We start from the raw sequence: 11,481 nt of genomic DNA on the forward strand, positions 1-11,481 counted from the left end.
AGCAACGACCGTTAGTTGAAGGTTCATCGACGCGGCGGCATGGGCTGGGGATTCCGCGATGGCGGGCTCCGCTCTTTCATGGGTTCAGGCCCGGATTCCGGGGCCCGAAGTTCTTGAGCCTGAGCATCTTGACCCCTGTCGTCCGGTTCCTGCCGGGTCTGCGCCTCCGCCTGTACGGCCGACGGCGATTGGCTGGCGATGAAGACATCGAGCCGCTGAAGCTGCTGCGCCACTGACACCCGCCAGTCCGCATCCTTGGGCGCCGTCTTCAGCAGATCGGCCCATAATGCGCGTGCCTGCGTCAATTGACCGGACTGAGCCATGGCCAGCCCCAGGAAATAAGGCGGCCCCGGCGCCTTCGGATCGGCCTTGACGGCCCGCCGGTAGGCATAGAGCGCGGGCGGCGTCAGCACGCCTTCCGAATGGGCGACAAGGACGTTGCCCAGGGCCAGCCAGGCTTCGGAATCCTTGGGATCGTCCTCGATAGCCCCGCGCAGGAGCTGCGCGGCATCGGCATAATGGCCATTGCGCGCCAGCCCGTCGGAAATGATGACCCAATGATTGCTGGTGGGGATGCCCTGGTCCCGCAAGCGGGCACGGGCCTCCACGAAGAATTGGCCAGCTTCCGGATTCTGCGCGTCCGTGGCTTCCTTGGGCGCTCCGGCTTCGCCGGGCCGCCCCTGAGCGGCATAGCCTGCCGCCCCCAGCATCAGTGCCGCCGCCACCGCCTCTCGGCCGCCTTTCGGCGCCTTGAACAGGAAGACGATGGCCAGGAAGGACAGGATGGCCAGCAAGGCGACAAAAACCCAGGTCATCGCGCTTCTCCCCGGCGAAAACGCTTGCGCAGGAGCAGCGCGGCCAGCCCGATCAGCACGACCGGCAAGGCGAACAGCGGCCAGGTCAGCGAGGTAAGCTGCGGTGCATAACTGACGTAGTCGCCATAGCGCTCGATCAGCCAGCCGCGAATCGCCTCGGGCTGCTCGCCGGCAGCGATTCGCTCGCGCACCAGCGAGCGCATGGACCCGGCGATGGGCGCATCCGAATCAGCAATCGACTGGCCCTGGCATTGCAGGCAGCGCAGCGTTTCCATCAGCGCCTGCGCCTGCTGTTCCTTGGCGGGATCATCCAGCTGGCGATAAGCGAATGGCGCCGTGGATTGCTCTTCCTGCGCGGCCGCGGGCACGGTCAGCCAGAGCGCCAGCGCCAGGGACAAAGTCGCCAAGGACAAGGCTGCCGGGCGCCGCATCACTGCGACGCCTCCTGCAGCTTCGCCAGGATCATCGCGACATGCTCGGGGCGGATCTCACCGATGTGCTGGTAGCGGATGACGCCCCGCCCATCGATCACATAGGTTTCGGGCACGCCGGACGAGCCCAGCGCCAATTGCACCTTGCCATCGTCGTCCGCGCCGATCCGTTGATAGGGATCGCCGTTTTCCTTGAGAAAACCGGTCAGCGCCTCAGTGCTGTCGCGCACCGAAATCCCCACTATCGGCACCCCCGCTCCGGCCAGAACGCGCAATTGCGGCGCCTCGACCCGGCAGGGAATGCACCACGAGGCGAAGATATTGACGAGATGCGGCTTGCCGCTGGCGATGTCGGCGCTGCCCAGGCCCGGTCGGTCAGGCAGGGCGGGCGGCAGCGCGAACGCCGGCATCGGCTTGCCGATCAGGGTGCTGGCGACCGTCCGGTCCGCCGGCCGGAGGAGGCCGATCGTGACCAGCGCCGCGAAAGCCAGGAACAGCCCCAGCGGCAACCAGATCGCCCAGGCAGGCGCCTTGGTTCGCACAGGCGGGCTCATGGCTCCTCGCCCTCCTGCGCGCGCTGCAGATCGGCCATGCGGCCCCGGCGATAGGCGATCTTCTCGCGCGCGAAAATGCGGCGCAAATCGCTGGCAACGCGGCCGAGCAGAGCCAGCAAGCCGCCCAGGGCGATGAGCACCCCGCCCAGCCAGATCAGCGGCACGAAAGGCTTCCACCACAGGCGCAGCTGCCAGCGGCCGTCATCCGCCTCGCCGCCGAGCACCGCGTAAAGCTGGCCGTTCCAGCGGGTGAGCAGCGCCGATTCGCTGGTCTGCTGCGGCGGCGCCCAGAAACTGCGCGATTGCGGGTCGAGCTGCGTAACCTTCCCGTAGTCGCCATAACGAACCAGCAGCCGGGCTTCGAGAGCGGTCCAGTTCGGACCTGCCATGGGCTCCACCGCGTCCAGCTTGATCTGCCACGGCCCCACGGCCGTCGCGTCGCCGGCTTTCACCGCAACCAGCTTCTCGACCGAAAATGCGCTCTCGCAGCTCATCCCGAACAGCGAGACGGCAATCCCGAAGTGCGCGAGAACCATGCCCCAGATCGGCAAGGGCGTGCGGCGCAAGTTGCGGCCCTTGAGCGGCAGCACGCTCGCCCAGCCAAGCCCGAGCGCCAGCGCAAAGCCGAGCGTGGGCAGAAGACCGACGCCGCCGACCACCACCATGGCGATGATGCCCGCCGCCACCAGCATCGCTGGAATGACCAGCGACCGGCCGACCCGGGCGAACGAATCGCGCCGCCAGCGCAGCATGGGACCGACGGCCAGGATCACCAGCATCGGCACCGCGAAAAGCGCGCCCATCGGATTGAAATAGGGCGGTCCGACGGAGACTTTCGCCCCCATCGTCTCAGCCACCAGCGGGTAGAGCGTACCGAACAGGACGATGCCCAGGATCGCCGAGAGCATGACGTTGTTGAACACCAGCGCGCCCTCGCGGCTGACGAGAGCGAAACGCTCGCCTTCGGTGACGGTCCCGGCCCGCAGCGCGAAGAGCGTCAGGGCGCCGCCGATATTGATCGCCAGCAGCGCGAGAATGAACGAACCGCGCTGCGGGTCCACGGCGAAAGCGTGCACGCTGGTGAGAATGCCGGAGCGCACGAGGAACGTGCCGATCATTGACATCGAGAAAGCCACCACGCCCAGCATCACCGTCCAGGCCCTCAGCGCATCGCGCGATGCCAGCACGCTTACCGAATGGAGCAGCGCCGTCGCCGCCAGCCAGGGCATCAGGGAAGCATTTTCCACCGGGTCCCAGAACCACCAGCCGCCCCAGCCCAGCTCGTAATAAGCCCAGTAGGAGCCGGCCGTGATGCCCAGCGTCAGGAAAATCCAGGCGCCCAGCACCCAGGGCCGCATGGCACGGGCGAAAGCCGGGCCGACCTGCCGCGTGACCAGCGCGCCGATGGCGAAGCTGAAGGCCACCGAAAGACCGACATAACCGAGGTAGAGCGTGGGCGGATGGAACGCGAGCCCAAGATCCTGCAGCAGGGGATTGAGCCCATTGCCTTCCTCCGGGACCGGGGAAAGGCGGTCGAACGGGTTGGAGGCGATCAGCAGGAAGGCATAGAAGCCCAGGCTGACGAAGGCCTGTCCGGCCAGGGTCGCCAGCATGGTCGGCTCCGGCAGCCGCCGTTCCACGAGCGCGACGAAGCCACCGGCCAAGCTCATCACCGTGACCCAGAGCAGCATCGAGCCTTCGTGATTGCCCCAGGTTCCCGCCACCTTGAAGATCAGCGGCTTCAGCGAGTGCGAGTTCATCGCCACCAGCTTCACGGAAAGATCCGTCGTCGCGAAGACGGCGATCAGGCAGAGGAAGGCGATCAGCGCCAGGACGCCCTGCACCGCCGCCACCGGCCGCACGATCCCGCCCAGCGAGGAGCCGCGCCCGGTCAATGCCAATATGCCGGCCAACAATTGCAGGCCGGCCAGCGCCGCAGCCATCCAGAGGGCGGCAAGTCCGAGTTCGGCTATCATCGCGCGTCGCTCATTTCGTCTCGCGCATCACTTGCTCGGCCTGTTCCCTGCTCATGTCCTTCATTTCGCGCGGCACATAGTTCTCATCATGCTTGGCCAGGAGATTGTCCGCCTGGAACGTGCCGCCGGAATCCAGATGCCCTTCGGCCACGACGCCGGAGCCTTCCACGAAGAGCGAGGGGACGATCCCTTTGAAGCGCACCGGAACGCGCGCTTTGCCGTCTTCCACGACAAAGGCGATCGTTACGCCGTCAGCCTCGGTCTTCAGGGAGCCTTGCGCGACCATCCCGCCCAGCCGCACGGCGCGGCCGGGCTCGGGCGGTTTGGCCACGATCTCGGCCGGCACGTAGAAATAGCTGGCCTGGTTGCGCAAAGCCCAGGCCGCCAGCAAGGCAGCGCCGACGAGAACGACCAGCGCCACGGCCAGGAGGACCAGCCTCTGGTGCTTCGCTTTGATCCCGCCAGGGCGGACATGGGCCGTCTGCGCCATGCTCAGCGCTTCCTCGCATCGTCACGGCGCTTCTCTGCACGACGCATCGACAGCAGCGACCATGCCGCCATCGTCACGGTCGCACCGATCCCGACCACATAGGCCGCGGCCACGAAGATCCAGGGGTCCATCGCCTCGCGCATCAGTTCCTCTTATCCGGCATGACTGTCACCAGGCCTCGCTCAGGGCCTTGCGCCGCAAGCGGGCTTCGGCTTGCTGGTTTGCCAGGATTGCGCGCATCCGCGCCAGGACGCAGCCTGCGAAAAGCAGTGTGAAACCCAGCATTGCCAGAAGCAGCGGCCAGAGGAAATCGCCGGCCATCGCCGACTTGCCCAGGCTGATGCTGGGCGCCTGGTGCTGGCTGTTCCACCAGATGACCGAGTAGTGAATGATCGGAATGTTCACGGCGCCCACCAGGCCGAAGATGGCGGGTGCGCGGTTCTGGCTGCCGTCGGCAGCCTCGCTCGCCTGCGAAAGCGCCATCCAGCCGAAGTAGAGGAAAAGCAGCACCAGCATGCTGGTCAACCGGCCATCCCAGACCCACCAGGTGCCCCAGGCCGGCCGTCCCCAGAGCGATCCGGTAATCAGGCAGACGGCGGTAAACACCGCCCCGGGCACTGCGCAGGCACGCGCGGCTATGCCCGCGAGCGGGTGGCGCCAGACGAGTTCGGTAAAGCTGGCGGCCGCAATTCCCATCCATCCCGCCATGCCGAGCCAGGCGGCCGGGACATGGAGATAGACGATGCGAACGGTTTCGCCTTGCAGACGCTCTGCCGGGCCGAAGAACAGCCCCCACCCCAGGGCCCCGAACGCCACGGCGAATCCGATGCCCATGCAAAGCGGCATCAGCCATCGGGCGATGCGCAGGAACCGGGCGGGATTGGCAAGGCCGTGCATGGTCGAAGGCGTTCTATCGTCCGCAGGGAAAGGAGCAAGTGGCCTACGTCAAAGCATCGGGAATTTCACCCGGCATTTGATCCATATGGCGATAGAAGAAGGAGAAATGGGGCGATTGATGGGGTTCGAACCCACGACCTCCGGTACCACAAACCGGCGCTCTAACCAACTGAGCTACAATCGCCACACGGCAAACGCGGTTTGAAACGACGCGTCTTCCGAAGTCCGCTCCGTTTCGCTTTGCAGCGACCGTTGCGGAGGGCGCCCTTTGCACAAGGTTTGCCCTCTTGCAAAGCAAAAAATTGGATCAGGCCGAAACTCATGCAATTTTCTCGCCCGGAGCGGCCCGCTAAGGGTGCAGCATGAAGTCTCCCGGCGAATCATCTGCTGACATCCTGCTCTCGCGCCATGGCGTGCAGCGCTTCCCCTCATCGCGGCTGGACCTCTTCGTCCTGCGCGCGTTCCTGTCCGGGGAGGAATGCGACGCTCTGCTTGCCATGATCGAGGCGCAGCATCGGCCCTCGACGATCGCCAACTACAACGGTGACGATGCCTTCCGCACCAGTTCGACCTGCGATCTTTCACCCGAGGATCCCGCCGTGGCGGCTCTGGCGGACAAACTGGCGCAGTTGTCGGGTATCGACATCGCCCACGCGGAGCCGCTCCAGGGCCAGCGCTACGAGGTGGGCCAGGAATTCAAGGCACACACCGACTACTTCGAGCCCAACAACAGCGACTACGACAAATACTGTTCGGTCGCGGGCCAGCGGACCTGGACCTTCATGGTCTACCTCAACGATGTGGAGGCCGGCGGCGCCACGCGGTTCAAGGTGATCGACAAGCTCATCCAGCCCGAGCGCGGGAAGCTGATCGCCTGGAACAACCGCCGCGCCGACGGTACGCTCAATGCCGCCACGCTCCATCACGCGATGAAGGTGCGCAAGGGCTACAAGTACGTCATCACCCAGTGGTACCGGGAAAAGCCCTGGGGGTGAGCGGGGAGCAGCTCAGCGAGCGCGCCCCGCTCGCCACGATCACTTCGGAGCGCTGATCACCGCGCAGGCAATGCGGCCACCGGCGTTGCCGGCAGGCTGGCTGGTATAGTCGTCGGGATCGGCGTGGATGACCAGCGCCGAACCATCCGCATCGGCCAGTGACTTGGCGCCTGCGGCCAGCGTCACCCCGGTATTCAGAACCTGCGCCTTCAGCACGCCGTCCGCGCCGACGTGCTGGTTCGGCATGTCACCGCCGTGCGGCCCGCCCATGACCATCAGGCCGTGCTTGTGGTCGCCGCCCGTGAAGTGACCACCGGCCGTGGTGAACTTTTGCGCCGGTTCGCACACGCCCTTCTCGTGGAAGTGGAAGCCATGGTCGCCGGCAGGAATCCCCTTGAGATCGGTGGTGACGAGCACGCCGCCCGCCGTGTCCTGAAGCATGACGGTCCCCATCGGCTTGCCGTCCAGGCCGATGACATCGGCGTGAACCATCGGCGCGGCCGCTGCGGTGTCCTGAGCCTGCACCTGTCCGGCGAGAGCGGCGCTGGCCACGAGTGCGGCGCCACAGGCGGTCAGGATACGGAAGTTACGGTTCATTGCGCTTCTCCATCTGCAAGCCGGCAAACCGGCATCTGCCTCATTCCATCAGGACCGGCCGGAGATTTTGGTTCCGATCGCCCCACGGTGACTGTCCGTTAACGGTATTGACGGAAATTGGCTCCGAATTTTCAACGGTACGCCAAGGACATCGCACAGTGAACGCATCGCTCGCAAGGCTCATGCCCAGCCCCGCGCGGGCCCGCGACGACCGGCGCCGCGAACATCGGCACGTCACTTGCTACGATGCCACGCTGGAATCGGCCCGCGGCGGCTCCGCATCGGTCCAACTCGCCGACGTCTCGGCCCATGGTTGCAGCGTTCGGGGCGACGCGGACTGGCTGCGCCCAGGCGCATTCGTTTCGATCCGACTGGAAACCGGCGCGCCCGCGCTGCAGGCAATCGTGCGCTGGGTGCGTGGGGATGCCGCCGGGATGGAATTCCTCCGCCCCGTCCCCGCCGAACGGCTGGACTGGCTCGATCTCATGGACTTCGGCTTCGAGACCTGACCAGGACACCTCCGACACGCTGCCGAGCGAATCGGAGAAACCTGAACCGGACAACAAAAAAGGCGGCCCGAAAGGACCGCCTTCTTTGTGTTCGAAGCTGTCTGCGCTCAGTTTTTCTTGAGCGAAAGACCGCCGAAACGCTTGTTGAACTGGGCAACACGGCCGCCGTCCTGCAGCTGGGCCTTGCCGCCGGTCCAGGCCGGGTGCGACGTGGGATCGATGTCGAGGACCAGCGTGTCGCCTTCCGAGCCCCAGGTCGAGCGGGTCTGGAAAGTGCTGCCGTCGGTCATCTGGACGGTGATCATGTGGTAGTCGGGATGCGTATCGGCCTTCATGTCGTATCTCTCTTCGCATATGGCCGGTTCCGACCGGCCTGCTTCGGAAAGCGGCGCCCTTACACGGACGCCCCCGAAAATGCAAGGGTCAAGGGAAGGCTGGCCCTCCCCTGCCCGTCAGGCGTCGGCGATCATGGCGGTGAAGTTCACTTCGCAGGTCACCTTCTCGCCGATCGAGGCCTTGCCCCAGAACTTGCAGACGCGCGAGCGCTTCTGCACGAAGCCGGCCCGCAGGTCGAGCAGGTTGCCCGGCGTCACGGGATTGCGGAACTTCGCTTCCTCGATCGCCATGAAGTAGACCAGCTTGCCGGTTCCGGCGAGCCCGAGTGCTTCGATCGCGAGGATGCCGGCGGCCTGCGCCAGCGCTTCGATCTGAAGCACGCCGGGCATGATCGGACGGCCGGGGAAGTGGCCCTGGAAGAAGTCCTCGTTGAAGCTCACGGCCTTGACCGCATGGATCTCGTTCTCGTCGAACGAGACCACGCGGTCGACCAGCAGCATCGGGTAGCGATGCGGCAGAGCCGCGAGGATCTTCGCGGTGTCGTAGACGAACTCGGTCGGCTCGCTCATCGCCTTACCCGCCGCTGCCCTTAGCGGCCCGAGGCCGCGGGAGCAGGCTGCTGCTGCTGCTGCTGCGCCGGAGCCGTGGTGTTGATCGAGGTGAGCGCACCGTTAAGCGCGGTCAGCACGTCGGTGGTCACGTCCAGGCCGGGATCGTAGGCCAGCGTCTGGCCCATTTCGACCAGCATGTTGGCGCCGCGCTTCTGCATGGCGGGCTTGTAGAGGTTCTGCAGCTGCGCCTGGATCTGCTGGCCGACATAGGCCTGGTTGCGCTGGATCTGCTGCTGCTGGCCCTGCAGTTCCTGGCCGGCCTGCTGTTCCTTCTGCTGGTAGGCCTGGATGCGGGTCTGCAGCGCGGCGTCGGGCTGCTTGCCGTTCAGCGCCTTGACGGCGGTTTCGAGGCCCTGGGCTTCAGGCTGGAGCGAGGTCTGCAGCTGGTTGCGGCGTGCCTCGAAAGCCTGGATCTGCTGCTGCAGCGACTGGTTGGCAGTCTTGCAGGCGTTGCACTCACGCGCAACGCGGTCGAGATCGACCACGGCCACCTTCGACGCGGGCACAGCCTGCGCGAGCGCGGGCTGGGCCAGAGCGACAAACGCCAGGCCCGAGGCCAGAGCGGCGGACTTGAGAAGCATGTTCATCAGAATTGAGTTCCCACGTTGAAAGTGAAGGTCTTGGTATTGTCGCCGTCATACTTGAGCAGCGCCTTGGAGATATCGATACGGAACGGCCCGAAGGGCGAGTTCCAGTTCACGCCGAAACCGATGGCAACGCGCGGCTTCCACGTATTACCCTCGAAGGTTTCGGTGAAGTAGCTGGTGGTACCGATGGCGGCATTCGCTGCACCGGTGACCGAGTTGGTCGCGCTCGTGGTCGTCGAGGTCGTGCCGTCGGTTGCCGTCTCGGTGTAGAGCTGGTTACCGCTGGAGTCGCGCGAACCGATGAAGCAGCCGCTCGGGCACTGGTTCAGAACTGGCGACTTGATGGCCCAGACCGCGCCGGCATCCACGAAGATGGACGGGCGCAGACCCATTTCACGCGCACCCGAGCCCAGAGGAATCTCGAGTTCGGCGCGATTCATGTAGTAATACTTGCCGCCGAGAGCGTCGTCCGAATCCTCGCCCTTGACGGTGTAGTTCCCGTCGCTGTCCGCCGTAAGATACTGACGCACGACGCGCGGGCCGACGCCGCGAATGCCGAAGCCGCGGATCTGGGGCTCACCCAGATAGAAACGGTCGGTCAGGCGGACATCGTCTCCGCCCCAGCCCTTGATCAGGCCGCCTTCGCTCTGGATCGAGAAGATGAAGCCCTTGCCGAGCGGCCAGTACTTCGCCGCATTGGCACGCAGGCGATAGTACTTCACGTCGCCGCCGAGGCCGGCCACGTCGACGTTGGCCGAGATGGTTTCACCGCGGGTCGGACGCTGGCGGTTGTCGAGATTGTCGTAAACCACCGACATGCCGAGGATCGAGCTGAGACGCTTGCCGATCGCATCGCAGAGATAACGGCCGGCACGCAGCGGGTCGCATGCGTAGTTACCGTTGGAATCGACCGAGTAGTACGTACCCTTGTCCAGCGACACATCATCGTAGTTGAGCGTGTAGCGGCCGATGGCGGTCAGATATTCGGTCAGCGGCACACCGGCACGAACCTGGAAGCCCGTGGTCGACTGCTGGTAGGTCGTGTTGCGGTCCGAATTCGTGTAATTGAAGCTGTTGTAATCGCGGCGATAGATATCGACGCCCAGCGACACGTTCTTGTCGAACAGGTACGGCTCTACGAAGCTGGCTTCGACCGACTTCGAGTAGGACGAATAGCTACCCGACAGGCCCACCGTCTGACCACGGCCGCGGAAGTTGCGCTGGCGGATCGAAGCCTGGAAGATGAAGCGCTCAAGGCTGGAGAAACCGGCCGAGAGCTGGAGTTCACCAGTCGGCTTTTCCTCGACGTTGGCTTCGAGGATAATGCGGTCCTCGGCCGTACCAGGCTTCTGCTCGACTTCGAACTTCTCCTGGAAGTAGCCGAGCGACTTGATGCGGTTGGTCGAACGCTTGACCTGCAGCGAGTTGAAGGCGTCGCCTTCCGCAAGGCGGAATTCGCGGCGGATCACCTTGTCCTGAGTCAGGGTATTGCCGTTGATGTCGATCTTCTCGACATAGACGCGCGGCGCCTCCTGGATCACGAAGGTCAGCCCCATGGTGAGGTTTTCCTTGTCGCGATCGTACTGCGGGCGCACGTCGGCGAAGGCATAGCCAAAGGCACCGGCGGTGTCGTTCAGGCCCTCGATCGTGTCTTCGACCAGCTTGGCGTTGTACCAGTCGCCCTTGTGGAGCGCGAGATTCTTGGCCAGCTTGTCGCCATCGAAATCGCGCAGCTGGCTCTCGACCTTCACGTCGCCGAACTTGTACCGCTTACCTTCCTCCACCACGTACGTGATGATGAAGTCCTTCTTGTCCGGCGTCAGTTCGGCCACGGCCGAGACGACGCGGAAATCGGCATAACCCTGCGTCAGGTAGAACTGGCGCAGCTTCTGCTGGTCGAAGGCCATGCGATCGGGATCGTAGCTGGTGCCCGAGCTGAACAGGCGCGTGAAGCGGGCCTGCTTGGTCACCATCTGGCTGCGCAGTTCGCCGTCGGAGAACTGCTCGTTGCCCAGGATGTTGATCTGGCGCACCTTGGACTTGTCGCCCTCGGTGATCTCGAAGACGATGTCGACGCGGTTCTGGTCAAGCATGACCATCTTCGGCTCGACAGTCGCAGCGTAACGGCCCTGGCGCTTGTAGAGTTCGATGATGCGGGCCACGTCGGCGCGGATCTTGGAACGGGTGAAGATCTGGCGCGGGGAGACCTTGATCTCGGGCAGGATCTTGTCGTCCTTGATGCGCTTGTTGCCTTCAAGGATGATGCGGTTGATGACCGGGTTTTCCTTGACCGTGATGGTCACGACGCCCTTGTCGTTGTTGACCTGCACGTCCGAAAACAGCTCGGTTCCGTAGAGATCCTTGAGCGCGGCGTCGCCGGCGGACTTGGTATATTGCTGGCCGACGCGCAGCTGGATGTACGAAAGCACGGTCTGCGCTTCGAGGCGCTCGGCGCCGGTGACCTGAATCGTCTGGATCGTTTCGCCGACTTCGGCGGGGGCCTGAGCAGGAGCCGAGACGGGAGCGGCGGGGGCAGGTGCATTCTGCGCAAGGGCAATGCCGGGGGCGCCCGCGAGGATCGTGGTCCCCAGGAGCACTACGGCAAGCTGCGGCGCACGGCGAGCTTCAGTGCTGCGACCCATTTCCAATCCGATCATTCTACGCAAATTCCTGTATTCGCTTT

At 64.7% G+C, this 11,481-nt stretch carries 14 protein-coding genes and 1 tRNA gene; 2 read left to right on the forward strand and 13 right to left on the reverse strand.

All coding sequences use genetic code 11. The annotated features are described in order from the left end of the window. Nucleotides 1-23 precede the first annotated feature (23 nt). From ACZ1J6_RS13910 to ACZ1J6_RS13945, 8 genes are all read right to left on the reverse strand, one after another. Complete coding sequence (locus ACZ1J6_RS13910; RefSeq protein WP_465128126.1) at nt 24-815, reverse strand: tetratricopeptide repeat protein; 792 nt, start codon at nt 813-815, stop codon at nt 24-26. Continuing rightward, nucleotides 812-1,246, reverse strand: a complete 435-nt coding sequence (locus ACZ1J6_RS13915) for a cytochrome c-type biogenesis protein (RefSeq protein WP_465128127.1) — start codon at nt 1,244-1,246, stop codon at nt 812-814. Before ACZ1J6_RS13915 ends, ACZ1J6_RS13910 begins: the two co-directional genes overlap by 4 nt. Continuing rightward, nucleotides 1,246-1,800: a DsbE family thiol:disulfide interchange protein gene (locus ACZ1J6_RS13920; RefSeq protein WP_465128128.1), complete on the reverse strand. Its 555-nt coding sequence runs from the start codon at nt 1,798-1,800 to the stop codon at nt 1,246-1,248. Before ACZ1J6_RS13920 ends, ACZ1J6_RS13915 begins: the two co-directional genes overlap by 1 nt. Then, nucleotides 1,797-3,776 carry a heme lyase CcmF/NrfE family subunit gene (locus ACZ1J6_RS13925; protein ID WP_465128129.1) on the reverse strand — a complete coding sequence of 660 codons (1,980 nt, stop codon included), beginning with the start codon at nt 3,774-3,776 and terminating at the stop codon, nt 1,797-1,799. The genes ACZ1J6_RS13920 and ACZ1J6_RS13925 overlap by 4 nt, the downstream gene beginning before the upstream one ends. Nucleotides 3,777-3,786: 10 nt before the next feature. Then, a complete protein-coding gene (gene ccmE / locus ACZ1J6_RS13930) occupies nt 3,787-4,266 on the reverse strand; it encodes a cytochrome c maturation protein CcmE (RefSeq protein ID WP_465128130.1) in 480 nt (159 codons plus the stop codon). 2 nt (nt 4,267-4,268) lie between these two features. Continuing rightward, nucleotides 4,269-4,409, reverse strand: coding sequence for a hypothetical protein (locus ACZ1J6_RS13935; RefSeq protein ID WP_165921337.1), 141 nt, complete (start codon nt 4,407-4,409; stop codon nt 4,269-4,271). Nucleotides 4,410-4,434: 25 nt separating this feature from the next. Next, the gene (ccmC, locus tag ACZ1J6_RS13940; RefSeq protein WP_132263592.1) at nt 4,435-5,163 is read right to left on the reverse strand and encodes a heme ABC transporter permease CcmC; all 729 of its coding nucleotides are present in this window, start codon (nt 5,161-5,163) and stop codon (nt 4,435-4,437) included. 107 nt (nt 5,164-5,270) lie between these two features. Beyond that, a tRNA-His gene (locus tag ACZ1J6_RS13945) sits at nt 5,271-5,347 on the reverse strand. A gap of 178 nt (nt 5,348-5,525) precedes the next feature. Between ACZ1J6_RS13945 and ACZ1J6_RS13950 the strand changes: the two genes are divergently transcribed. After that, a complete protein-coding gene (locus tag ACZ1J6_RS13950) occupies nt 5,526-6,158 on the forward strand; it encodes a prolyl hydroxylase family protein (protein WP_132263594.1) in 633 nt (210 codons plus the stop codon). A 39-nt stretch (nt 6,159-6,197) separates the two neighbouring features. Here ACZ1J6_RS13950 and ACZ1J6_RS13955 read toward each other — a convergent pair whose 3' ends face one another. Further along, entirely contained in the window at nt 6,198-6,755 is a 558-nt protein-coding gene (locus ACZ1J6_RS13955) for a superoxide dismutase family protein (protein WP_132263596.1), read from the reverse strand. A gap of 158 nt (nt 6,756-6,913) precedes the next feature. Between ACZ1J6_RS13955 and ACZ1J6_RS13960 the strand changes: the two genes are divergently transcribed. Then, a complete protein-coding gene (locus ACZ1J6_RS13960) occupies nt 6,914-7,264 on the forward strand; it encodes a PilZ domain-containing protein (protein WP_132263598.1) in 351 nt (116 codons plus the stop codon). Between the two features lie 107 nt (nt 7,265-7,371). Here ACZ1J6_RS13960 and rpmE read toward each other — a convergent pair whose 3' ends face one another. From rpmE to bamA, 4 genes are all read right to left on the reverse strand, one after another. Continuing rightward, nucleotides 7,372-7,599 carry a 50S ribosomal protein L31 gene (gene rpmE / locus ACZ1J6_RS13965; RefSeq protein WP_021235635.1) on the reverse strand — a complete coding sequence of 76 codons (228 nt, stop codon included), beginning with the start codon at nt 7,597-7,599 and terminating at the stop codon, nt 7,372-7,374. A 117-nt stretch (nt 7,600-7,716) separates the two neighbouring features. After that, on the reverse strand, nt 7,717-8,169 hold the full coding sequence (gene fabZ, locus ACZ1J6_RS13970) for a 3-hydroxyacyl-ACP dehydratase FabZ (protein ID WP_132263601.1): 453 nt from the start codon (nt 8,167-8,169) through the stop codon (nt 7,717-7,719). Between the two features lie 20 nt (nt 8,170-8,189). Beyond that, complete coding sequence (locus tag ACZ1J6_RS13975) at nt 8,190-8,798, reverse strand: OmpH/Skp family outer membrane protein (protein WP_465128131.1); 609 nt, start codon at nt 8,796-8,798, stop codon at nt 8,190-8,192. Beyond that, nucleotides 8,798-11,455 (reverse strand): outer membrane protein assembly factor BamA, encoded by a 2,658-nt coding sequence (bamA, locus tag ACZ1J6_RS13980; RefSeq protein ID WP_465128132.1) that lies wholly within the window; start codon nt 11,453-11,455, stop codon nt 8,798-8,800. The genes ACZ1J6_RS13975 and bamA overlap by 1 nt, the downstream gene beginning before the upstream one ends. Between the last annotated feature and the right edge of the window lie 26 nt (nt 11,456-11,481).

Source organism: Novosphingobium sp. BL-S-21 (assembly GCF_055521655.1).